Source organism: Paraburkholderia sp. 31.1 (assembly GCF_014397645.1).
GTDB classification, from domain to species: domain Bacteria; phylum Pseudomonadota; class Gammaproteobacteria; order Burkholderiales; family Burkholderiaceae; genus Paraburkholderia; species Paraburkholderia tuberum.
Map to the genome: position 1 here is coordinate 115,189 of NZ_VZQN01000012.1, position 22,769 is coordinate 137,957.

Annotated in this window: 19 protein-coding genes; 9 read left to right on the forward strand and 10 right to left on the reverse strand. The window is 62.4% G+C overall.

What is annotated here, in order from left to right:
* The first annotated feature begins 244 nt into the window (after positions 1-244).
* Positions 245-655: a PRC-barrel domain-containing protein gene (locus tag F6X37_RS11615; protein WP_187611392.1), complete on the forward strand. Its 411-nt coding sequence runs from the start codon at positions 245-247 to the stop codon at positions 653-655.
* A gap of 71 nt (positions 656-726) precedes the next feature.
* Here F6X37_RS11615 and F6X37_RS11620 read toward each other — a convergent pair whose 3' ends face one another.
* The 8 genes from F6X37_RS11620 to F6X37_RS11655 form a co-directional block, all read right to left on the reverse strand.
* Positions 727-2,988, reverse strand: coding sequence for a xanthine dehydrogenase family protein molybdopterin-binding subunit (locus F6X37_RS11620; RefSeq protein WP_187611393.1), 2,262 nt, complete (start codon positions 2,986-2,988; stop codon positions 727-729).
* A complete protein-coding gene (locus F6X37_RS11625) occupies positions 2,985-3,992 on the reverse strand; it encodes an FAD binding domain-containing protein (RefSeq protein ID WP_187611394.1) in 1,008 nt (335 codons plus the stop codon). Before F6X37_RS11625 ends, F6X37_RS11620 begins: the two co-directional genes overlap by 4 nt.
* On the reverse strand, positions 3,989-4,549 hold the full coding sequence (locus F6X37_RS11630; RefSeq protein WP_187611395.1) for a (2Fe-2S)-binding protein: 561 nt from the start codon (positions 4,547-4,549) through the stop codon (positions 3,989-3,991). The genes F6X37_RS11625 and F6X37_RS11630 overlap by 4 nt, the downstream gene beginning before the upstream one ends.
* A 155-nt stretch (positions 4,550-4,704) precedes the next feature.
* Positions 4,705-5,019 carry a hypothetical protein gene (locus F6X37_RS11635; protein WP_090809925.1) on the reverse strand — a complete coding sequence of 105 codons (315 nt, stop codon included), beginning with the start codon at positions 5,017-5,019 and terminating at the stop codon, positions 4,705-4,707.
* A gap of 87 nt (positions 5,020-5,106) precedes the next feature.
* The gene (locus F6X37_RS11640) at positions 5,107-5,973 is read right to left on the reverse strand and encodes a glucose 1-dehydrogenase (RefSeq protein WP_187611396.1); all 867 of its coding nucleotides are present in this window, start codon (positions 5,971-5,973) and stop codon (positions 5,107-5,109) included.
* Between the two features lie 270 nt (positions 5,974-6,243).
* Entirely contained in the window at positions 6,244-6,720 is a 477-nt protein-coding gene (locus F6X37_RS11645; protein WP_018425151.1) for a response regulator, read from the reverse strand.
* A gap of 443 nt (positions 6,721-7,163) precedes the next feature.
* Positions 7,164-8,837: an ATP-dependent DNA ligase gene (locus tag F6X37_RS11650; protein WP_187611397.1), complete on the reverse strand. Its 1,674-nt coding sequence runs from the start codon at positions 8,835-8,837 to the stop codon at positions 7,164-7,166.
* A 10-nt stretch (positions 8,838-8,847) separates the two neighbouring features.
* Positions 8,848-9,930, reverse strand: a complete 1,083-nt coding sequence (locus tag F6X37_RS11655; RefSeq protein WP_187611398.1) for a ligase-associated DNA damage response exonuclease — start codon at positions 9,928-9,930, stop codon at positions 8,848-8,850.
* Positions 9,931-10,089: 159 nt separating this feature from the next.
* Between F6X37_RS11655 and F6X37_RS11660 the strand changes: the two genes are divergently transcribed.
* The 5 genes from F6X37_RS11660 (at position 10,090) to F6X37_RS11680 (ending at position 15,472) form a co-directional block, all read left to right on the forward strand.
* On the forward strand, positions 10,090-10,992 hold the full coding sequence (locus F6X37_RS11660) for a YihY/virulence factor BrkB family protein (RefSeq protein WP_187611399.1): 903 nt from the start codon (positions 10,090-10,092) through the stop codon (positions 10,990-10,992).
* A gap of 96 nt (positions 10,993-11,088) precedes the next feature.
* On the forward strand, positions 11,089-12,924 hold the full coding sequence (locus tag F6X37_RS11665) for a thiamine pyrophosphate-requiring protein (RefSeq protein ID WP_187611400.1): 1,836 nt from the start codon (positions 11,089-11,091) through the stop codon (positions 12,922-12,924).
* A 238-nt stretch (positions 12,925-13,162) separates the two neighbouring features.
* Entirely contained in the window at positions 13,163-14,263 is a 1,101-nt protein-coding gene (zapE, locus tag F6X37_RS11670; RefSeq protein WP_187611401.1) for a cell division protein ZapE, read from the forward strand.
* Positions 14,264-14,512: 249 nt separating this feature from the next.
* Positions 14,513-14,941, forward strand: coding sequence for a VOC family protein (locus tag F6X37_RS11675; RefSeq protein ID WP_184035240.1), 429 nt, complete (start codon positions 14,513-14,515; stop codon positions 14,939-14,941).
* 228 nt (positions 14,942-15,169) lie between these two features.
* The gene (locus tag F6X37_RS11680) at positions 15,170-15,472 is read left to right on the forward strand and encodes a hypothetical protein (RefSeq protein ID WP_187611402.1); all 303 of its coding nucleotides are present in this window, start codon (positions 15,170-15,172) and stop codon (positions 15,470-15,472) included.
* A gap of 160 nt (positions 15,473-15,632) precedes the next feature.
* On the opposite strand, the gene F6X37_RS11685 is transcribed toward F6X37_RS11680, so the two are convergent.
* Positions 15,633-16,544, reverse strand: a complete 912-nt coding sequence (locus tag F6X37_RS11685) for an AraC family transcriptional regulator (RefSeq protein WP_260321133.1) — start codon at positions 16,542-16,544, stop codon at positions 15,633-15,635.
* Between the two features lie 154 nt (positions 16,545-16,698).
* Between F6X37_RS11685 and F6X37_RS11690 the strand changes: the two genes are divergently transcribed.
* On the forward strand, positions 16,699-17,532 hold the full coding sequence (locus F6X37_RS11690; RefSeq protein ID WP_187611403.1) for an oxidoreductase: 834 nt from the start codon (positions 16,699-16,701) through the stop codon (positions 17,530-17,532).
* 264 nt (positions 17,533-17,796) lie between these two features.
* Here F6X37_RS11690 and F6X37_RS11695 read toward each other — a convergent pair whose 3' ends face one another.
* Positions 17,797-18,153: a DUF4148 domain-containing protein gene (locus tag F6X37_RS11695; protein ID WP_410451234.1), complete on the reverse strand. Its 357-nt coding sequence runs from the start codon at positions 18,151-18,153 to the stop codon at positions 17,797-17,799.
* A gap of 630 nt (positions 18,154-18,783) precedes the next feature.
* Between F6X37_RS11695 and F6X37_RS11700 the strand changes: the two genes are divergently transcribed.
* Positions 18,784-20,733 (forward strand): hybrid sensor histidine kinase/response regulator, encoded by a 1,950-nt coding sequence (locus tag F6X37_RS11700; protein WP_187611405.1) that lies wholly within the window; start codon positions 18,784-18,786, stop codon positions 20,731-20,733.
* 68 nt (positions 20,734-20,801) lie between these two features.
* Entirely contained in the window at positions 20,802-22,748 is a 1,947-nt protein-coding gene (locus F6X37_RS11705; protein ID WP_187611406.1) for a hybrid sensor histidine kinase/response regulator, read from the forward strand.
* Positions 22,749-22,769 lie beyond the last annotated feature (21 nt).

The following is a 22,769-nucleotide window of genomic DNA, read 5'->3' on the forward strand; positions in this document are numbered from 1 at the left end:
GTTTTTTTCAACTGCCTTTGCACGTGTGCTTTGCTGCTCATTGTTCCAGTGTAGGCATTCGAGGCCCGCGCGCCGGACATTGCACCGCGCGCAAGCAGCGGGCCGGTGCATGTAGCAACTTATGGGCCTGATCCGCCTCGCTTTCCCTCAGCTCAAAGTCGCGGCATGAGATTTGCAGCATAGCGGCAAGGCGCACGCATTGCGCGCCGTCGAAACGCCACGACACCAAACCGGGAGAACACAGATGATGCGCACACCGCTGGCCGCTTCCGCATCGCTTCTCGCCGCCATTACGCTGATTTCCGCGTTGGGCACGTGCGGCAGCGCGTTCGCGCAAGGCGCGCCGCAGGCGATCACCGAAAAACGCACGGACGTCGTGCAGCTCGCGAGCGGCTATCGCGCGTCGAAGCTGTCGGGCGCGGACGTGTACAACCGCAACAAGGACAACATCGGCACGCTCGACGATCTGATCGTGTCGCCGGGCACCGAGCGCACCACGTATGCGATCCTGTCGGTCGGCGGCTTTCTCGGCATGGGCAAGCATCTGGTCGCCGTGCCGTTCAACGATCTGCAGATCGACAACCGGCGCGTCGTGCTGCCCGAGGCGACGAAGAAATCGCTCGAGGCGTTGCCGGAGTTCAAGTACGCGAATTGAGCGCGGCGTTGCCGCGTCGAATCGATCGACGCGGCAACGGGCCATCCATGCACATGCGCTCAGGGGCGTAGTCAGCCGAGCAGCTTGTCGGGCGTAATGGGCAAATCACGGATGCGTTTGCCGGTCGCATGCCAGATCGCGTTGCACACTGCCGCGGCCACGCCCACCACGCCGATTTCGCCGACACCTTTGACGCCGAGCGGATTGACGATGTCATCGCGCTCGTCGACGAACAGCACGTCGATCTCGTGAATGTCGGCATTCACCGGCATGTGGTATTCGGCGAGGTTGTGATTCATCTGGCGTCCTAGCGCGTGATCGAACTGCCCGTGCTCGTGCAGCGCCATGCTGATGCCCCACACGACGCCGCCTGCGACCTGATTGGCCGCCGTCTTCGGATTGACGATGCGTCCCGCCGCGACCGCGCTGACCACGCGCGTCACCCGCACAGTGCCGAGCGCTTCGTCGACGCGCACTTCGGCGAACACCGCCGAATGCGTGCCCATCGAATACGCCTGCTGCTTTTCGTGCGGCTTCACGCTGGCCTGCTCTTCGAGTTCGTCCAGCCCGGCGCGCTGCAACAGCGTCGCAATCGCGATCGAGTCGTCCGCGTGTGGGCCGCACACGAGCCGGTTGCGCTCGCGCCGCACGTGTTCGCGAGTCGCCGACGCGAACCGTGCGCCACCATGTTCGCGCGCCAGTTCAACCAGACGGTTGTGCAGGCGCGTGCACGCGGCATCGACTGCGCTGCCCACCGACGACACCGTCCACGATCCGCCCTCGATCGGCGCCTTCGGCAGCCGGGTGTCGCCGAGTTCGAAGCTGACGTCGCCGAGCGGCACGCCGAGCGCATCGGCGGCGATCTGCGTCATCGCGGTGTAGGTTCCGGTGCCGATATCGGCGGTCGAACTCGACACGCTGACGCGGCCATCGGGCGTCAACACCGCGCGTGCGGCCGCTTCGTTCTGCATCGCGTCCCACGCACCGGTCGCCATGCCCCAGCCGATCAACTCGTTGCCGTCGCGGCGTGCGCGCGCCTCGAGCGGCCGCCCCGCCCAGCCGAAGCGGGCCGCGCCTTCGCGATAGCAGTCGCGCAGCGCCTTGCTCGAAAACGGCAGATTCTTGTTCGCGTCGCGCTCCGCATAGTTGACGAGCCTCAATTCGAGCGGGTCCATCCGCAATGCCTCGGCCAGTTCGTCCATCGCGACTTCGAGCGCAAAGAGCCCTTGTGTCGCGCCGGGCGCGCGCATGTCGGCCGGTGTCGGCACGTCGAGCTTCGCGACCCTGTAGCCCATCGACACGTTGTCGCATCGATACAGCTGCCCCGCCCAGTTGACCACCACGTCGCAGTAGTCCTCGTAGCGCGAGGTTTCCGACACCGCCTCGTGGATCACCGCCTGCAGGCGGCCATCCGCCGACGCGCCGAGCGCGACGCGCTGCACCGTTTGCGGACGATGCGCGAAGGTGAACATCTGCTGCCGGGTCAGCGTGACGCGCACGGGTTTGTTCAGTTCGCGCGCGGCCATCACCGCGAGCGCCAGATGATATTGCGGCCGCAAGCCGGAGCCGAACGCGCCGCCGACGAACGGCGACACCACCTGCACTTCGTCGTCTTTCAAACCGAACACACGCGTCAGATAGCCCTTCGTATTGACGACGCCCTGAGTCTTTTCATAGACGGTCAAGTGTCCTTGCGCATCGGGCACCACGGTGCATCCGTGCATTTCCATCGGATTGTGATACTCCGGTGGTGTCGTGTAGAACGCGTCCACGCGCGCCTTTGCTGCGGCCAGGGCCTTGCGTGGGTCGCCACGCTCGGGCGGAGGCGGATCGAAGCCGCCCTTCTCGGCCGACGGCGGCACGGCGCTCGTCAACGCTGCTTCGATATCGGTCTGGTGCGAGCCGGCCTCGTAACGCACCTGCACCAGCGACGCCGCGTAGCGCGCCAGTTCCAGCGATTGCGCGACCACCAGCGCGACCGGCTGCCCGCTGTACCACACGCGCTCGTCCCACAGCGGCCTCAATGGCGTGCCGCCGGGCGCGACCATGTCCTTGAACGCGTCGACGTCCGACGGCAGCGCCGGGCGCTTGCGATGCGTGAGCACGAGCAGCACGCCGGACAGCGCCTCGGCGGCCGAGGTATCGATCGACACGATCTTGCCTGTCGCGATCGTGCCCGACACGACGACGCCATACACGAGCCCTTCGACGCAGAACTCGGCGGCATATTGCGCGGCGCCGGTCACTTTGACGGGCCCGTCCACACGCGAATGTGGCACGCCGGTGGCAGGCTTCGGGCTGCCTGTCGACGGCAAGGTTTCGGCACGGTTCATCGCGCGGCCTCCTCGAACGAACGTTGTGTGGCCTCGCCGAAGGCGCGCACGATCACGCGCGCCGCGAGTTCGATCTTGAACGCGTTGTCGCGCTGAGGGCGCGCACCGCGCAGCAGCGTCGCCGCAAAGTCGCGCAACGTTCGCGCGTTCAGCATCGCGCCGCGCAGTGCGGCTTCGGCGGCCAGATCGCGCCACGGCTTGTGCGCGACCCCGCCGAGCGCGCAACGCGCGTCGACGATCCGCGACTCGTCATCGAGCTCGACACCGACCGCGGCCGACACCAGCGCGAACGCATACGATGCGCGGTCGCGCACCTTCACGTACGCGTGATGCGCGGCAAAACCTTGCGGCGGCAGTTCGATCGCGGTCACGAGTTCGTCGTCGCGCAGGTTGGTGTCGATCTGCGGCGTATCGCCGGGCAGCCGGTGAAAATCCGCGAACGGCAGCGTGCGTGCGCCGTCGTTGCCGATCAGATGCACGGTGGCGCCGAGCGCCGCCAACGCGACGCACATATCGGACGGATGCACGGCGATGCAGTGCTCGCTCGCACCGAGGATCGCGTGAATGCGGTTCACGCCGTGCAGCGCCGGACAGCCGCTGCCGGGTTCGCGCTTGTTGCACGGCGTGCCCACGTCGTAGAAGTAGTAGCAGCGCGTGCGTTGCAGCAGATTGCCGCCGACCGTCGCAACGTTGCGAATCTGCGGCGACGCGCCCGCCAGGATCGCCTTCGCGAGCAGCGGGTAGCGTGTCGCGACGGTATCGTCATACGCGAGCGCGCTATTGGTTACGAGCGCGCCGATCTTCAGGCCGCCTTGCGCCGACGCTTCGATCTGCCTGAGCGGCAAACGGTTGATGTCGACGAGCAAAGCCGGGCGCGCCACGTCTTCGCGCAGCAGGTCGACGAGATTCGTGCCGCCCGCGATGAACGCGGCGCCCCTGTCCGAACGATGCCGTTCGAGCGCATCCTGCACCGCATCGGCGCGCGTGTACGAGAAGCGGTTCATGGCCGCGCTCCAGATTTATTCGCGACCGCACGGTCTTGCCTTGCGTCATCGTCACCGAAATGCGCAGCGTCGAGAATCGCCGCGACGATGTTCGGATACGCGCCGCAGCGGCACAGATTGCCGCTCATCTGCTCGCGCACATCGTCCGCGCATCGCGCATGTCCTTCTTCGAGCATCGCGTGCGCCGAGCAGATTTGCCCGGGCGTACAGTAGCCGCACTGGAACGCGTCGTGATCGATGAACGCCTGCTGCAGCGGATGCAACGTGTCGCCGTTCGCGAGACCTTCGATCGTCGTGATCGACGCGCCGTCGTACACGACCGCGAGCGCGAGGCAGGTATTGATCCGCTGGCCATTGACGATCGCCGTACAAGCGCCGCATTGACCGTGATCGCAGCCCTTCTTGGTGCCGCTCAGGTGCGCATGCTCGCGCAGCAGATCGAGCAGCGAGGTCCACGCCTCGACGTCGAAGCGCCGCGTCTCGCCGTTGATCTCGAACGTCAATGCATGCGACGCGGGCGCGTCGGCCCGGGCGGTTTCAGCATTGGGGGTAGCCATCGGATTTCCTCCTCACAAGGCATCGCGCAAGCAGTGCGGCGCGCGACGGAACTCAACGCAACTCAAACCAATGCAAAGCGGCGACAGCGCGCGAGCGCGATGCCGCCGCGGCGTCCGGCGCGTCGCGAGGCAGGCCGACGCGCTCGACGGATCGCTTATTGCCCCGCCCCACTACCCGCGCGCGGCGGCGTCGCGCCTTTGAAGCGCCTGTTGGTGGTTTTCCCATTGCCGCCGCCGGCGACGCCATTGGTGGCGCCCCCCGATTCGCCGACATTGCCGTTCGCATTGTTCGCGCTGGTCGTGTCCGGCGTGCGCGATTCTTCCAGGCTTGCGCCGGGTTGCGCGGCAGACTTGCCGTTTTGCATGGACGGATTGGTACCGGTCTGCGCGAAGCCCGCCTGCGCAAAGCCTAGCGCGAAGCAGCCTGAAACGAGCGCGGCAGCCAGTTTGACGGATACATCGATCTTCATGGCACTCTCCCTTAAGACGTTATGAAAACCCACTGCGCGAACCTCGTACGTGAGCGCAGGCGGCCATGCCGCCATCAGTTCGACAACCTAAATAATCGGCGCGCCGCCCGTTACCGCAATCGTCGCGCCCGAGATGTAGCTCGCTTCATCCGACGCGAGCATCACGTACGCGGCGGCCAGTTCGGCCGGTTGGCCGGGGCGCTTCATCGGCACCTGCTTGCCGAACTGCTCGACCTTGTCGACCGGCATCGTCGATGGAATCAACGGCGTCCAGATCGGTCCCGGCGCCACGCAGTTCGCGCGAATGCCCTTTTCCGCGAGCAATTGCGCGAGGCCACCGGTGAAGTTCTGGATCGCGCCCTTGGTGGTCGCATACGCGATCAGGCCAGGATTCGGATGATCGGCATTGATCGACGAAGTATTGATGATCGCGCCGCCCGGCTTCATATGGCGCACCGCTGCGCGCGTGATCCTGAACATCGCGCCGATGTTGGTATCGAAGGTCTTGTCCCATTCTTCGTCGCTGATCGCATCGAGCGACGGATAGCTCATCTGATACGCGGCGTTGTTGACCACCACGTCGAGCCGGCCGAATGCCTCGATCGCCTTGTCGACGATCGCATCGCACTGCGTGCGATCGCGGATATCGCCGCCGACCAGCACCGCCTTGCGACCCGCGTCCTCGACCCAGCGCGCGGTCTCGCGCGCATCGTCGTGTTCGTCGAGATAGGCGTTCAGCACATCCGCACCTTCGCGCGCGAACGCGATCGCGACCGCGCGGCCGATGCCGCTGTCGCCGCCGGTCACGATCGCCGCCTTGCCTGCTAGACGCCCCGATCCTTCATAGGTTTTCTCGCCGTGATCCGGTTGCGGGTTCATGTCGGCCGTGCGGCCGGGCCTCTGGTCCTGCTGCTGTTCAGGAAACGGCGGTGCCGGACGTTGCGTGTCGCTCATGTCGGATCTCCCTCGGTGCGAATGACCATGGGCGGCGCGCACGAGCGCGCCGCGTCATCGGTCTTTGAGCAACGAGTGGGCCTGCATGCAATAGCGAGAGGAAACTCCTGTGCGCTTGGCAGCGCAGGGGCACGCATGGCTTAAGGAACTGCGTTGGACAGAATGGTGGCGGACAGATGGCAGATTGATGACAAACAGATTCGCAGAGCGACGAGTGCGATTTTCTGGCGACGACCGTGCAGAAACGACAGAACTGTCAGTAAGTTTTCGCTAACAACGTGATTCAGACGATGGCTCCGCCGCATGCAACGCCGCCGCCGATTCGAGCACGCGCAGCAGACGCTCGGGTGTCAATGGTTTGGCGCAGTGCGCGTCGAAGCCGGCGGCCTTCGCGAGCGCGCGATCGTCGCGCGACGCAAACGCGGTGCACGCGACCAGCAGCATGTGCGAAGTCTGCGGATGCGCGCGCAGCCGCCGCGCGAGTTCGAGCCCGTCGAGTCCAGGCATCTTGATGTCGAGCACCACCGCGAACGGCTGCCATTCGCGCGCGGTCTCGCACACGGCAAACGGATCGTCGAGCGCGCGGCATTCGAAGCCGTCGGCCATCAGTAGCATTTGCAGCGCATCGGCCGCTTCCCGGTAATCGTCGACTACCAGCACACGACGATGCGCGGCCATCGCATAGCGGATCGGCCGCCATACGAGCACGTCGTCGCTGCTGTCCACGTTGTCGTTGAACACAGTCATTTTTTCTCGCCGTTTTACATTGGCCCTGAAGGGCATCCGCGCCACCCGTGCAAGATTCGATCCCGTTGCGTCTGCCGGACTACGACCGGTTTTTTGTTATTTCCGCTTCGCTCGGACGATGCCGCGGCCAGCACGCCTGGTCGCGCATTCCGACGTTGCAATCACCTGGAATGCGGGATTCAGCGTGCCCATTCATCACGGCGTTTGAATGACGGCGCCTGCGATGTGCGCGCTGCGCAACATCGATCGACGCACTGTCCTTGTGCGATCCGTCTCGTTCAGAGGCGTCGCACGATATCGGTATTTCAACGGATTGAGGGGTCCACGCAATGCAAGCCGCAATCGCACTTATGGCGCGAATCGATGACGCGGTCTTATCAAAAGAATAAGCGACGATGCTGATAAAAAAATGCTCGACATGTTAGGGGTTTGTGCTCTGCGGGTTATCCCGCACGATTATCGATAAACCCTTTCAGCATCGCGAGCGTATCGGCGTCGTCGATGTGTTTGTCCGTGCGCCAGCGCAGCATGCGCGGAAAACGCACGGCCACGCCGGACTTGTGACGCGAGCTCGCTTGTATCCCTTCGAAGCCGATCTCGAACACGAGCGTCGGCGTCACGCTGCGCACGGGGCCGAATTTATCGACGGTGGTCTTGCGCACGATCGCATCGACCCGACGCATCTCTTCATCCGTGAGCCCTGAATAGGCCTTCGCGAACGGCACCAACGTGCGCACGCCGTCGGCCTCGTCCCACACCGCGAACGTGTAGTCCGTGTAAAGACTCGCGCGACGGCCATGACCGCGCTGCGCGTAAACAAGTACAGCGTCCACCGCATAAGGCTCGATCTTCCATTTCCACCACGTGCCCGACGCCTTGGTACGACCGACGCCGTACATCGACTCGCGCTCCTTGAGCATCAAACCTTCGACGCCGCGCGCGCGGCTCTCGTCGCGCAACGCCGCGAGCGCGGCCCAGTCCGCTGCAAGGACGAGCGGCGATACGCGCAGCAGACCACGCGCGAGCGTGCCATCGACGGAGCTGGCCAGCCCATCGAGGCGTGCACGCCGTTCGGCGAGCGGGTTCATGCGCTGGTCCTGTCCGTTTGCTTCGAGCAGGTCGTATGCGAGCAGCGCGGCGGGCGAATCCGCGAGTATCTTGCGCGTCAGCGTCTTGCGCGCGATGCGCGGTTGCAGCCGCGCGAACGGCAATGGCGCTGCCGCGCCGGGCTCCCACGCGAGAATCTCGCCATCGATCACGTAGCCATCGGGTAATGACTCGCCCAATGCCGCGACTTCGGGAAAACGATCGGTAATCAGATCCTCGCCGCGCGACCACAACCACACGCGGCCGCCGCGTTTGACGAGTTGCGCGCGTATGCCGTCCCACTTCCACTCGATCAGCCAGTGCGCGGGATCGCCGAGCGTCGCCGGATCGGTCTGCAAGGGATGCGCGAGAAAGAACGGATACGGCAGGCCGAGCTCGCTATCGTGTTCAGGCGCGTGCGCTTGCGGATCGTCGTCGGTCTGCGGCGCGATCAGACGCAGATAGCGCGCCGCATCGGGTTTCTGTTGCGAATCGGTCCAGCCGACCATTCGTTGCGCGATCCGCTTGTGATCGACGCCGGCCACTTCGGCGAGCGCACGCACCACCAGTTGCCGCGCGACGCCGACACGAAAGCCGCCGCCGATCAGCTTGGTCAGCAGGAAACGACCGCCCCAGTCGAGTTCGTCCCAGTAGCTGAGCAGACGCCTGCGCAACTCGTCGGGCGGCAGGCCGCGCAACGGCAGCATGCGTTGCTCGATCCATTGCGTGAGACCCAGCTCGGAGTTGCGCGACGCGGGCGGCAGGATATGCGCGATGGTCTCGGCCAGATCGCCCACCGCGTGATACGACTCCTCGAACAGCCACTCGGGCAAGCCGGCGCGCTCGCGCGCGATTTCGGTCAGCAAACGCGTCGGCACGAGTTGACGCGGCTTGCCGCCCGCGAGGAAATACGACGCCCATGCCGCGTCTTCGGGGTCGGCCACCGAGAAATAACTGGTCAGCGCCGCGAGCTTGTCGTGCGTCGACGTGGTCGCATCGAGCGCGGTGTAGAGAGCCGCGAAGCGTTTCATACGGTGCCCGTCATGATTCGCTCGCCGCCGGCGCCTGGTCGGCGCCGGCCGCGTCGGCTTCGACGGTATCGTCGCCGTATTGCGTTTCGAACGCGCTGGCGTGCAGGCCCTGCTCGTCGAGCCAGCGCACCATCGGTTCGATCGAGCCATGCGTGACGATCACGCGGGAGGCGCCGCTCTCGCGTATCGCCGTTTGCAAACCCGGCCAGTCCGCGTGATCCGACAGCACGAAGCCACGATCGACGCCGCGCCGGCGACGCGCGCCGCGCAGGCGCATCCAGCCCGACGCGAACGCATCGCTGTAGTCGCCGAAGCGCTTGAGCCACGCGCTGTTCTGCGCGGACGGCGGCGCGACGATCAGCGCCTGTTTGAATACGCCCTTGTCTTTCGCGGCAATCTCGCCGACCAGACCGAGCGCCGGCAGACGCACGCCCGCGTCGCGATACGCGCGATTGAGCGGCTCGAGCGCGCCGTGGCAGAAGATCGGCCCGATCGCCGCATCGACACTCGCGAGCACGCGTTGCGCCTTGCCGAATGAATAGCAGAACAGCACCGACGCGCGCCCTTCGGAGGCGTTGTGACGCCACCATGAATCGATCGAATCGAACACGCTTTGCGGCGTATCCCAGCGATAGATCGGCAGACCGAACGTCGATTCGGTGATGAACGTATCGCAGCGCACCGGTTCGAACGCGGCGCAGGTCGGATCGGCTTCGAGCTTGTAGTCGCCCGACGCCACCCACACGCGGCCCGCGTATTCGATCCGCACCTGCGCCGAGCCGAGCACGTGCCCGGCCGGATGCAGCGACACGCGCGCCGCGCCAATCGTCAGCGGCTCGCCGTAGTCGAGCGTGTGCAGCGCGATGCCGGGCAGCCGCGATAGCAGCACGCCCGCGCCCGCGCGCGCGGCCAGGTAGCGCTGATGACCGAAACGCGCGTGGTCGGAATGCGCATGTGTGATCACCGCGCGTTCGACCGGCCGCCACGGATCGATGTAAAAATCGCCGGGCGGGCAATACAGTCCCTCCGGCCGCGCGATCACCAGATCGTTGGCTTGCGGCGCGGTGTCGGTCTGACGCGGCGGCTGATCCATCGGCTGTCCTCGGCAAGGGAACGCGATCTTGCGAACGCGGCCAAGCAAACTATATGCCGCGCCATTGATGGCCCCGTTTCTGCTTACGGTATATAAAGCACACAGGCGTGTCGAGAGCGGCTGCCATCCGGCAGTGCCCGGCGCGCACCGCGAGGCCTCATGCCGATCCTGCTCGACCAGCAAGCGCTGTATATCGCCAGACATCCCTGGCGCTTCCTGCTGCAAACGCTGAAAGCGTTTCGCGCGAACCAGGGGCTGCTGCTCGCGGGCGCGGTCGCGTACTACGCGTTGCTGTCCATCGTGCCGCTGCTGATCCTGATCGTCATCGTGTTGTCGCGCGTGGTGCCGCAGCAGCTGGTGCTCGACGCGCTTGCGCATCTGCTGCGCTGGCTCGTGCCCGGACAATCGGCCGCGCTCGTGCGTGAGCTGTCGAACTTCCTGCTGCACCGCGCGGTAATCGGCTGGGTACTGCTGCTGACGATGATCTTCTTCAGCTCGCTCGCGTTCACCGTGCTCGAAAACGCGATGTCGCTGATCTTCGTGCATCGGGTCGTCGTGAAGCGGCGCCACTTCCTGATCTCGGCGCTGCTGCCGTACTGCTACATCCTGTTTCTCGGCGTGGGGCTGCTGATCGTCACGTTCGTGTCGAGCGCGCTCGACACGATCGGCGCCGGAGGACTCAGACTGTTCGGCCTGTACGTGTCGTTGCAGGGCTTCTCGCGAGTGATGCTGTATCTGTTCGGGCTCGCCGGCGAAATCTTCGTGCTGACCTCGGTTTATCTGGTGATGCCGGTGGGACGGCCGTCGCTCAAACACGCGCTGATCGGCGGCGTGGTGGCCGGCGCGTTGTGGGAGATCACGCGGCACGTGCTGGTCTGGTATTTCGCCACGCTGTCGCAGGTCAGCGTCGTCTACGGTTCGCTGACGATGGCGATCGTGATCCTGCTCAGCTTCGAATGGCTCGCGACACTGCTGCTGTTCGGCGCGCAGGTGATATCGCAATACGAGCGCTTCGGGCACGAACCGCTCGACGCGCCGCAGCCGAGGATCAAGACCGGGTAGCAAGCCATTCGCAAGGAACAACCCTTGCTCGCCGATACCGACGACGGCCGCCCATTTCGCAGGGCGGCATCGACTGGCTATCGAGGAGCGAGGATCATGGCTGAAACCGTCGGCGATTTCATCATCGGGCGGCTGCACGCATGGGGTGTGCGGCGAATCTACGGCTATCCGGGCGACGGCATCAACGGCGTGTTCGGCGCGTTGAACCGCGCGCAGAGCGAAGCGAAGAAACGCCACAAAAGCACGGATCAGCCGGGCCCGATCGAATTCATCCAGGTTCGACACGAAGAAATGGCCGCGTTCATGGCCTCCGCGCACGCGAAGTTCACCGGCGAGTTGGGCGTGTGCATCGCCACCTCGGGGCCGGGCGCATCGCATCTGCTGACGGGGCTGTACGACGCGCGCATGGATCACATGCCGGTGCTGGCGATTACCGGTCAGCAGGCACGCGCGGCGATCGGCGGACACTATCAGCAGGAGCTCGATCTGCCCGCGATGTTCAAGGACGTGGCCGGCTCGTTCGTCGGCTTTGCGACGCTGCCCGCGCAGGTCCGTCATCTGGTCGATCGCGCGGTGCGCATCGCGCTCGCCGAGCGCGCGGTCACGGCGCTGATACTGCCGAACGATCTGCAGGACATCCCCTACGAGCCGCCGGGGCGCAAGCACGGCACGCTGCATTCGGGCATCGGTTACGCGCGCCCGCGCGTCGTGCCGAGCGACGAGCAGTTGCGCCAGGCCGCCGACGTGCTGAACGCGGGCCGCAAGGTCGCGATCCTGGTCGGCGCGGGCGCGCTGCACGCGACCGACGAAGTGATCGCGATCGCCGAGAAGCTCGGCGCCGGCGTCGCCAAGGCGCTGCTCGGCAAGGCCGCGCTGCCCGACGATCTGCCGTGGGTGACCGGTTCGATCGGCCTGCTCGGCACGAAGCCGAGCTACGACATGATGACCCATTGCGATACGTTGCTAATGATCGGCTCGGGCTTCCCCTACTCGGAATTTCTGCCGAAGGAAGGCGACGCGCGCGGCGTGCAGATCGACATCAAGGCCGACATGCTGAGCCTGCGTTATCCGATGGAAGTGAACCTCGTCGGCGATAGCGCCGAGACGCTGCGCGCGCTGCTGCCGCTGCTCGAGGAAAAGAAGGATCGGCTGTGGCGCGAGCGCATCGAAGGCTGGGTGTCCGACTGGTGGAAGACGCTGGAGAAACGCGCGCACGAACCCGCGAAAGATGGCCTGAATCCGCAGCTCTCGGTATGGGAGCTGTCGAAGCGCATTCCCTCGAACGCGATCGTCACCAGCGATTCGGGCTCGGTCGCGAACTGGTACGCACGCGATCTGCAAGTGCAGCGCGGCATGATGTGCTCGCTGTCGGGCGGGCTCGCGTCGATGGGCGCGGCCGTGCCCTATGCGATCGCCGCGAAGTTCGCGTACCCCGAGCGGCCCGTGATTGCGCTCGTCGGTGACGGCGCGATGCAGATGAACAACATGGCCGAGCTGATCACGGTCGCGAAGTACTGGCAAGGCTGGAGCGATCCGCGCTGGATCTGCATGGTGCTCAACAATGGCGACCTGAATCAGGTCACATGGGAGCAGCGCGTGATGGAAGGCGATCCGAAGTTCGAGGCCTCGCAGAGCATTCCGTCCGTGCCGTATCACCGCTTCGCGGAGCTGATCGGTCTGAAGGGCATCTATGTCGACGATCCCGATCAGATGGCCACCGCCTGGGACGACGCGCTCGCGTCGAATCGTCCGGTCGTGATCGAGGTGAAGGCCGATCCGAACGTGCCGCCGCTGCCGCCGCATGTCACGCTCGCGCAGGCCAAAGCGTTCGCCGAGACGTTGATGAAGGGCGACCCCGATCAGGGCAACGTGGTGGTCGAAACGGCGAAGCAGGTGCTCGGTGCCGTGCTGCCGGGGCATCACGACAAATGACGCGGTAGCGGCTCGACGACGCGTGTGCGCGCCAACGTTCGACGCAGAACGTGGCTGGTAAAATGGCGCGCGCTCCGTGCACGCGCTCATTGGGTCTGCTTCGCCGCAGGCCATCACGTCGGCCGTTACCTCATGCTCACACACGTCCTCGCCGTTTTCGCGGCGGCCCACACTGCGTCATTCGCGCGAGTCGCATCATTCGCGTCATTCGCGTCATCAGGCATGGACGCTCTTGCCGATGCTTGACGAAACCCGCATCGCGCGCGCATTGACCGCGCGCGGCATCTCTGCCGATGCACGGCAGCGCGAGGCCATCGGCGCGCTCGTCGGGTTGGTCGGCGCGCAGCAGCGCGCGCGGCAGGCATGGTCCACCGCCGCGTTCGGGCCGCAAGGCGTCTACTGTCACGGACTGCCGGGCCGCGGCAAGAGCCTCGTCGTCGATACGCTGTTCGAGCTTGCGCCATGCCGCAAACGGCGCCTGCATTTCCACGAGTTCCTGCGCGAAATGAACCGCCGGCTCGTGCACGCGCCGCGCGGCGACGACCGGCTCGGCGACGTGTCGCGGCAATGGCTCGACGGTATCGAGCTGCTGTGCTTCGACGAATTCCATGTGCACGATATCGCCGACGCGTTCCTGATGGGCCGCTTTCTCGACACCGCGATCAAGCTGGGCACGCGTATCGTGCTGACGTCGAACTACGCACCGGACGATCTGTTGCCCGACCCCGAGTTTCACGAGCGCTTTCTGCCGACCATCGCGCAGATCAAACGCGGCTTCACGGTGATCCATTTCGACGGCGTGCGCGATTACCGCTTCGGCGGCGAAGCGGCCGAGGTGCCGCGCTTTTTCGCGCCGCTCGATGCGTCGAGCGAGGCCGCGTTGCGCGATATCTTCACGAGCCATGAACGCGACGCTGCGATCGAGCCGATCAGGCTGAGCGCGGCGGGCCGGCCGCTCGAAGCGCGGGCAGCCGGCCGCGCGCTGCTGTGGGCGGACTTCGAGCAGTTGTGCGTCGCAAGCCGCTCGCACCTCGACTACCTCGATCTCGCCGAGCAATGGCAAGGCTTGATCGTCGATCGTCTGCATACGGAAGCGCTGAGGCAGCCGCATACGCTGCAGCGACTCGTCTGGCTCATCGACATCTTCTACGACCGCAAGCGTGCGCTCTTCATCGCCTCCGATCAGCCGATCGAGACCGCGTTGATCGGTCTCGAAGGCGCGCATGATCTGTCGCGTACGCTGAGCCGGCTTGCCGAGATGCAGTCGCGCGCATATCGCAGCACGCTTGAACGAAGCGACGAGGACAACGTGCAAGACGGCATCAACGCCAAGGCTTGATGGCGGGCATCGGACCCGCGCGCATTTCTGCAATTCTTGCAAAGCGACGGTAAAGCGTGCCAACGCCGTTTCGCGTCGACGCACGCGCCACGGCGCCGGGCGATGCATCGCCGGCCACCCGAAACAAGCCTACACTCAACCATGCCATGCCCCGCGGTACCGGAAAACTCGCCGTCAGATCAGTTCGATGGGCGTGGGCGAACATGTTCGTTCTTCATCGCGCCGCTCTTTCGCGGTAAGGGAGAAGCCATGGAAAAGATCCCAAAAGCCACGGCCTTGTTCATCGCAGGTTTTGGCCCGATTGTGATTGAAGCCCAGGCAAGCCGCGATCTCTACGGTCGGGCCTTCGGTATCCCCTTCAAGGAAGAGAACGGCGGCTATCTCCATACGGAGGGTCTGAACGGCGCAAACTCTTTCGCCTTGTGGCCGCTCTCCCACGCCTCCCAGTCGTGCTTCGGCACGGATTCGTGGCCTCGCGACGTACCCATCCCGCAAGCCTGGATCGAGTTTGATGTCGACGACGTCCAGGCGGCAACGGCGGAACTTGAATCGCAAGGGTATCGGATGCTGGTCAGGAACCGGAATGAGCCGTGGGGCCAGACGGTCAGTCGCTTCATCGGGCCGGAAGGATTGCTGGTCGGAATCACGTTTACGCCGTCGATGCGGGAAGAGAAATAATGGCGGCCGCAGTGGCCGTCTTGCGCGCGGTGACGGATAGCCTCAGATTGGGGACCAGCGCGCGTCAGGTTACCCGGTTAGCGCCGAAAATCGATATTCACCATTGTGAATAATGCGCGTAACTATCAGCCACCGCTTTCCTAAACTTGGCATTACGAGACCGCGACTGAAACAGTACGAAAGCATCGTTTGCGTCGAAATCGCAGTCCAACCAAGGAGAAGCGTGTCATGAACAAGGCAAGCAGCACATTGATCGCGGCCATCGCCGCACTCACGCTGTCGGGCAGCGTATTTGCACAAAGCAACAACACGCTGGCGACTCCGAGCACACAGTCGCCGGCCGCTGCAACGAGTGGCTACGGCACGCCTGGTGCCACCAACACGGACAGCGGCGCCGGGTCGCCGACCACGGGCCAGCCGACCTCGGGCCAGCCGAATAGCGCGAACAGTAGCTCGACGGCCCGCCCCCCCGCTTACGGGGTTAACAACTCGCTGGCGACCCCAACCACAAAGTCGCCAGCCGGCCAATGACAGCAATCAAGGCTGGCAACCGGGCGCAAATGAGCGCAAAGCGACCAGGCGGTTCAATTTCGTCGGGCGTAGCGTGACCGAATAGCCGCGACTGGCAACACAGATCGCGACGGTAGAAAAAGTTGGTGTGACTGGCCGATCGAACCGAACCGCGGCAAATTCAGTGCGACGAGACATAAGCCGTATCAGCGAATACTGCCGGGATCGCGAAGCTCTCGCGCATACGCTTAGCCTCTGCCGCCGGCGTCAAGCCAAACAGACGCCTGAATTCCCTGCTGAACTGGGACGGGCTCGCATAACCCACAGCGTGACCCGCCGCCTCCGCGGTTAGTTCCTTGCGCACCATTAACAGGCGAGCCTGATGAAGGCGCGTCGACTTCACATATTGCATCGGCGACACCTGCGTAATTGCCTTGAAGTGGCTGTGGAAACTCGGAATGCTCATACCCGCTTCGTCGGCCAGTTGCCTCACGTCGAGGGGCTGCGCATAGCTTGCATGAATCAGGCGGAGTGAGCGGCCTATCTGTCCGAACTGTCCTCGCATCGCCAAAGCCTCGCGCAACGAGCCTCCCTGGGCTCCGGTGAGCACCCGGAAATACAGTTCACGCAGCAGCCCGGCGCCCAACACGGCAGATTCGAGTGGCCGATGCATCGCCTCGAGGAAGCGCAGCACGGACGCTTGCATTGCGTCATCCATCGGCGTCGACATCATGCTTTGAGGTGCTGGTGCGCACTCCCCCACGCCTTCGCGGTCGATCCGCTCCGCAAGTTCGGCGGCCAATGCGAAATCGAGGTGCAGATACAGCGCGAGCAGTGGGCGCTCCTCGGTTGCGTCGGTCTCCATGCTGAACGGCACGGGCACGGACACGGCCAGGTAGTGACGCTCGTCGTACAGGTAGAGCTGGTCGCCGAAATAACCTCGCTTGCGGCCCTGGCAGACGATCACGATACCGGGATCGTACAGAACGGGCGTGCGCGATAGCGCCCGGTTCGACCGCAAGATGCGGACGCTCGGCAGTGCCGTCAGGTTGTAGCCCTCGTCGGGCGCCAACGCGCGTAGCAGGACAATCATGCGTTTCTGGCTTCGAGAGGATAGAGCTGGATGCTGGGCCAAAGCGCGTATCGTGTTCATAGTTTTATGCAAGAAAATCAGCGGAATTCGGCTTAATTTGCCTCGTTGGTCAGATTAGTATGCACTCTCCAATCGACATTCGGGAGAAGCTTCAATGGCAACCAGCAAAACTCTGCTCATCACCGGCGTCAGCAGCGGCTTTGGCCGCGCGCTCGCACAGGAAGCGCTGGCGGTGGGTCACAAGGTCGTCGGTACGGTGAGAAGTGCCCAGGCAAAGCGTGAATTCGAGTCCGTATCCGCGAATGCCGCTTGGGGACGCGTGCTCGACGTGACCGACTTCGACGCGATCGACGGCGTCGTGGCGGAAATCGAGGCTGGCGTCGGACCAATCGATGTGCTGGTCAACAATGCCGGCTACGGCCACGAGGGCATCATGGAGGAATCGCCGCTCTCGGATATGCGCCGACAGTTCGATGTGAATGTATTTGGTGCGGTCGCCATGATGAAGGCCGTCCTGCCGTTCATGCGTGAGCGCCGCCGCGGCCACATTCTGAATATCACATCGATGGGCGGCTACATCACGATGCCGGGAATCGCTTATTACTGCGGGAGCAAGTTTGCGTTGGAGGGCATCTCCGAGGCGCTTGGCAAAGAGGTCAAGCCCTTCGGTATTGCCGTGACGGCCGTGGCGCCGGGCTCATTTCGCACTGACTGGGCAGGTCGCTCGATGACGCGGACCCCCCGCTCGATTTCGGATTACGACGATATTTTCAATCCCATCCGCCAGGCCCGCGAGGAAAAAAGCGGCAAGCAGTTGGGAGATCCCAGGAAAGCGGCGCGCGCAATGCTGGCCGCCATGGCAGGGGATCATCCGCCCACGCGTCTTTTGCTCGGTAGCGACGCACTCGGGCTCGTACGAGACAAGTTGTCGGCATTGAAGGTGGAAATCGATGCGTGGGAGGCTACCACCGTTTCGACGGACGGCTGATGAGCGCCGAGGCTGAGAAGCTGTCGAGAACCGTATCCCGCGGCGTCGGGTGCGAACGAAGCGATGCTTGCCCGATCTGAAAGTCCGTTGGCAGCGAGGTCAACACCATGTGGCCGGCGATGCGTATCGACCGCGGGTTCATCATTTCAACTGGAATTCGTTGCGCAGGGTCCGAAGATTCGGACGCCACCGGTGAGGACGCCCCCCGACGATCCAGGCACGTTACCCGGATCGTTGGGGCGGTGTCGGGCGAGCCATCTGCGGTCAATTACCGAAGTAAAGCTTGCAATAACTTGCGGGGCCGACGCACGACGATGGCGAGGGCGTCGACACATGCTCGACACTGCCGGAAGCTGCGGTGCCGTTGGTCGTCGTACCGCCAACGTCACTGTTGCCCGCCTGCTGGCTGTCCTGTGCAGCGATCTTCGCTTCAGCAGCCTGAATTTGCTCGGGATACTTCGTATGGTCGCCGTCGCCCATGTGATAGCCGGCCTGCTCGAGAAGGATCAGTTCCGCGCGCACCTGCGCACGGGTGACGGGCGTGGTGCTCTGAGCGAAGCTGACGACTGGGCTGGCAAGCGCACAGCTGGCGAGGACAAGGCATGCAAGGGTTTTCATCATGGAGCTCCTTGATTCATGGCTAACTTAACAATCGGGAAACCGAATAGCACACTGCAGCCAGTTCTGCAGACAAACTGGAAGTTGTGGTTGATATGGGGACATTCGACAAGAGAAGAACGCGGGCCATTGTGCGGTGATTGACGCCCTCCTTGTATCGAATTATGTTGCATTACTGCGCCGTGCAATCGTGTCAGTTGTAGTTACGTCGATAATTTGATGTTCGGCATTAAAAGTTCCTTTTCGGGAGAATAAATGTTCGGCGTCGCTTTACGATTATTCGTTAGAGTGATTTATTGAGCGTACGGCGCACGCCTGGTTACGGATGCAGTTCGACGCGGCACACACGGAGCGAGCACCCAATATCGCAATTGGCGAACCGTGCTTGATCGGGACAACCGCGAGTTACTGGTACTGCGCAGCGCGAGAGATCAGCCTCATACTTACCCTCGTTCAGCAGCTTTGACGGTCTTCCGCCCAACGCTCGGCACACCGGGCACAAATCTCCGGTAGGGACCACCTGCGTGGATCACGAACTTTTGTTCGGCAAGAAACAGAACACTTGTCCATCGACTTGCTAGCGGACCGCTAGCACAATGGCGTGTAGCTGCACCTGATGCCCGGAGGCCTGTTATGGCGTCCTGTATTCGAACACCACGTGATTCCGACGCGGGCGAAAAGCCCGGGGCCGGAACATCACTGTGCACGGGCGAAACGGCTCACACAATCGAGCGCCGCAGATTCGCTGAATTTATGAATCTGTTTGTGGGACCGGTTGCAGCACTCAGTACTGAGCAGAATCTCCTCGTCAAACGCGAGTTATTGCAATCGCTGTCCCGCCGATCGGTATATTGGATCGCGCTACTACTGGTCGGAAGCCCATTCTGGTTCGTATTTGGATCGTGGATCCAAACATCGGATATTTATCCATTGTTCCGTGTCGTCTGGATCCTGGGACTGTGGGGGATAGCCGCTCCTTTGGCAGCATACTTGCTGAAAAAGACCATGACGCTCCCGAAGCACGCCAGCGTCAACGCGGTCGAGCAGATGCACTGGGCATGGGCTGCATTGGTCATGCTGACATCTTTCTGGTGGGCGGCGGCCAGCTTTGGGCTCATCCCACCCAAATTCGTGGTCCTCCATGGTTATTACTTCAGATTCGGCCGGTATGGCTTTCTGGAACTGACGATGATCTGCCAGGCATTCACGTTGCTGCTGCTCGCACCCAGTCTTCGTGCGGCTTTAGGCGCACTCGTGATTGGCACTATCCCATTCGGATTTAACATGGCACCACTATTCTTTATTAACCGGCCAGGAATGTTTGACTGGTATACGGCTCAAATAATTGGCTATTGTGTCGTCGCATGGTTCATTTGCAACGATCAGCAACGCACATGTGTAAAAGAGGTTGTTCTCGAGGAGGCGCGATCTCAGGCTGTAGCGGCAACGGCGGAGAAGAACCAATTTATCGCCGCAATAAGCCATGACCTGCGTCAACCGCTCACCACGCTCGGCCTGAAGTTAAATTTCATCGAGCGGGGCATTAAATCGACCAATCTGGTTGAAGACGTCTCGATTGCGCAAAGGCAAGTGGATGCAATGGAAGGGATGATTAACGGGGCACTGGATATCTGCCGCCTCGAGTCCGGCACCTGGAATGTAGAAATTCAGGAGGTGGCGCTGCCTTCCCTTTTACGCGGCATAGTCGTGGATATGCAGCCGCTGGCTGAGGCGAAGGGGCTGACGTTAAGACTCCATAGTCGCCCCTATCTGGTCCGTACGGATCGACATGCGTTGGACAGGATCGTCCGGAATATGGTGCTCAATGCGCTCCGTTACACGCCTTCCGAACAGGGAGGCAAGAAGGGACATGTTCTGGTGAGTTGCCAGAGGCGAGGCAGCGGCATAAAGATAAGCGTCTGGGACAACGGGATCGGTATCCCTGAAGGTAGACAGGCGGATATCTTCAAAAGCTATGTACAGGTCGATAATCCCGAGAGGAATCGTGAAAAAGGGTTCGGCCTGGGTCTGTCCATTGTCCAGGGGCTCGCGAGCCTTCTTGGTCACAAACTGGACGTGGACTCGACACCAGCACGTGGATCGCGTTTTTCGGTTACGGTCCCGTTCATGGGACTCATACCGCCGGAGTTGCGCGAGGTTCAAACGGTTGAAGACGGCGACCCGGACCTGACCAATATGGTCGTGGCGATCATTGAGGACAACAGCGACTTAAGAATCGAAATATCGATGCGCCTGATCGAGCATGGCTGCTACGTCGTGGCGGGGGAATCGTCATCCGACGTCATCGCGCAGTTGCGCATTGAGGCTTTGGCAAGCGGTCCGCACTTCATCCTCTCCGACTACCGGCTGGAAAACGAGGACGGCATTGCGGCGATTACGGCGGTCCGCGCTGCTACCGACGCTTCGATCCCTGCGATCCTGTGGTCGGGCGACACCTCGTCGGCCGTGCTCAAAAAAGTAGCCGTCAGTGGCATCAAGCTTTTGTCGGGACCGGATTCTAACCAGACCTTATTGACCATACTTGCAGAACATAAGCCAAAAACATTGACCGAAGGCGGGTGAAAGAGATGGCAGGGAACACAAAGCTAGCGCAACGGAGCGTAGCTGCACTTGATTCTCGGAGGCCTGCTATGGCGTCCCGTATTCAAACACGACGTGATTCCGACGCGGGCGAAAAGCCCGGGGCCAGCACATCACTGTGCGCGGGCGAAACGGCTCACACAATCGAGCGCCGCGTATTCGCTGAACTTGTGAATCCTTTTCTGGGACCGGGTGCGGCACTCAGTACCGAGCAGAATCTCTATGTCAAACGTGAGTTATTGAAATCGCTGTCCCGTCGAGCGGTATGTTGGACCGTGCTAGTGTCGGTCGGAGCCTCGCTGTTGTGCGTATATGGATCGTGGATCAAAACGTCGGATAGCTACCGTTGGTTCCGTGTCGTCTGGGTCCTGGGACTGTGGGGGATAGCCACTCCCATGGCAGCATACTTGCTGAAAAAGACCATGGCGCTCCCGAAGCACGCCAGCGTCGACGCGGTCGAGCAGATGCACTGGACGTGGGCTGCAGTCGTCACACTGACATCGTTCTGGTGGGCGGCAGGTAGCTTTGGGCTAACTCCACCCGATTTCTCGGGCCATGCTCCCTACGTCAAATTGGCCAGTTCTGGCTTCCTTGAGTACACGCTAATCAGCCATACATTTACCTTGCTGCTGCTCGCACCGAGTCTTCGTGCGAATTTAGGTTCATTCGTGCTCGGCGCTATCCCGTTCGGATTCAGCTTGGGACCACCTCTATTTATTTACCGGCCAGCAATGCTGGGCTTTTATACGGCTCAACTAATTGGCTATTGTTTCCTCGCGTGGTTCATTTTTTACACTCAGAAGCGCGCATATGTTAAAGAGATCATTCTCGAGGAGGCGCGATCTCAGGCTGTAGCGGCAACGGCGGAGAAGAACCTGCTTATCGCTGCGATAAGCCATGACCTGCGTCAACCGCTCACCACGCTCGGCCTGAAGTTAAATTTCATCGAGCGGAGCGTTAAATCGACCGATCTGGTCGAAGGCGTCTCGATTGCGCAAAGGCAAGTGGATGCGATGGAAGGGATGATTAACGGGGCACTGGATATCTGCCGCCTCGAGTCCGGCACCTGGAATGTAGAAATTCAGGAGGTGGCGCTGCCTTCCCTTTTACGCGGCATAGTCGTGGATATGCAGCCGCTGGCTGAGGCGAAGGGGCTGACGTTAAGACTCCATAGTCGCCCCTATCTGGTCCGTACGGATCGACATGCGTTGGACAGGATCGTCCGGAATATGGTGCTCAATGCGCTCCGTTACACGCCTTCCGAACAGGGAGGCAAGAAGGGACATGTTCTGGTGAGTTGCCAGAGGCGAGGCAGCGGCATAAAGATAAGCGTCTGGGACAACGGGATCGGTATCCCTGAAGGTAGACAGGCGGATATCTTCAAAAGCTATGTACAGGTCGATAATCCCGAGAGGAATCGTGAAAAAGGGTTCGGCCTGGGTCTGTCCATTGTCCAGGGGCTCGCGAGCCTTCTTGGTCACAAACTGGACGTGGACTCGACACCAGGACGGGGATCGCGTTTTTCGGTTACGGTCCCGTTCATGGGACTCATACCGCCGGAGTTGCGCGAGGTTCAAACGGTTGAAGACGGCGACCCGGACCTGACCAATATGGTCGTGGCGATCATCGAGGACAACAGCGACTTAAGAATCGAAATATCGATGCGCCTGATCGAGCATGGCTGCTACGTCGTGGCGGGGGAATCGTCATCCGACGTCATCGAGCAGTTGCGCATTGAGGCATTGGCAAGCGGTCCGCACTTCATCCTCTCCGACTACCGGCTGGAAAACGAGAACGGCATTGCGGCGATTACGGCGGTCCGCGCTGCTACCGACGCTTCGATCCCTGCGATCCTGTGGTCGGGCGACACCTCGTCAGCTGTGCTCAAAAAAGTAGCCGTCAGTGGCATCAAGCTTTTGTCGAAACCGGTTTCGGAACGAACCTTATTGACCACACTTGCAGAACATAAGCCAAAAACGTCGACCGAAGGCGGTTAAAAGTGATGGCAGGGAAACATG

Coding starts and splice junctions, on each gene's coding strand:
- F6X37_RS11700 (WP_187611405.1), top strand. CDS start 18,784: ATGGCGTCCTGTATTCGAACACCACGTGATTCCGACGCGGGCGAAAAG.
- F6X37_RS11690 (WP_187611403.1), top strand. CDS start 16,699: ATGGCAACCAGCAAAACTCTGCTCATCACCGGCGTCAGCAGCGGCTTT.
- F6X37_RS11655 (WP_187611398.1), bottom strand. CDS start 9,930: ATGGATCAGCCGCCGCGTCAGACCGACACCGCGCCGCAAGCCAACGAT.
- F6X37_RS11620 (WP_187611393.1), bottom strand. CDS start 2,988: ATGAACCGTGCCGAAACCTTGCCGTCGACAGGCAGCCCGAAGCCTGCC.
- F6X37_RS11675 (WP_184035240.1), top strand. CDS start 14,513: ATGGAAAAGATCCCAAAAGCCACGGCCTTGTTCATCGCAGGTTTTGGC.
- F6X37_RS11625 (WP_187611394.1), bottom strand. CDS start 3,992: ATGAACCGCTTCTCGTACACGCGCGCCGATGCGGTGCAGGATGCGCTC.
- F6X37_RS11685 (WP_260321133.1), bottom strand. CDS start 16,544: ATGATTGTCCTGCTACGCGCGTTGGCGCCCGACGAGGGCTACAACCTG.
- zapE (WP_187611401.1), top strand. CDS start 13,163: ATGCTTGACGAAACCCGCATCGCGCGCGCATTGACCGCGCGCGGCATC.
- F6X37_RS11635 (WP_090809925.1), bottom strand. CDS start 5,019: ATGAAGATCGATGTATCCGTCAAACTGGCTGCCGCGCTCGTTTCAGGC.
- F6X37_RS11660 (WP_187611399.1), top strand. CDS start 10,090: ATGCCGATCCTGCTCGACCAGCAAGCGCTGTATATCGCCAGACATCCC.
- F6X37_RS11705 (WP_187611406.1), top strand. CDS start 20,802: ATGGCGTCCCGTATTCAAACACGACGTGATTCCGACGCGGGCGAAAAG.
- F6X37_RS11630 (WP_187611395.1), bottom strand. CDS start 4,549: ATGGCTACCCCCAATGCTGAAACCGCCCGGGCCGACGCGCCCGCGTCG.
- F6X37_RS11650 (WP_187611397.1), bottom strand. CDS start 8,837: ATGAAACGCTTCGCGGCTCTCTACACCGCGCTCGATGCGACCACGTCG.
- F6X37_RS11615 (WP_187611392.1), top strand. CDS start 245: ATGATGCGCACACCGCTGGCCGCTTCCGCATCGCTTCTCGCCGCCATT.
- F6X37_RS11665 (WP_187611400.1), top strand. CDS start 11,089: ATGGCTGAAACCGTCGGCGATTTCATCATCGGGCGGCTGCACGCATGG.
- F6X37_RS11695 (WP_410451234.1), bottom strand. CDS start 18,153: ATGATGAAAACCCTTGCATGCCTTGTCCTCGCCAGCTGTGCGCTTGCC.
- F6X37_RS11640 (WP_187611396.1), bottom strand. CDS start 5,973: ATGAGCGACACGCAACGTCCGGCACCGCCGTTTCCTGAACAGCAGCAG.
- F6X37_RS11645 (WP_018425151.1), bottom strand. CDS start 6,720: ATGACTGTGTTCAACGACAACGTGGACAGCAGCGACGACGTGCTCGTA.
- F6X37_RS11680 (WP_187611402.1), top strand. CDS start 15,170: ATGAACAAGGCAAGCAGCACATTGATCGCGGCCATCGCCGCACTCACG.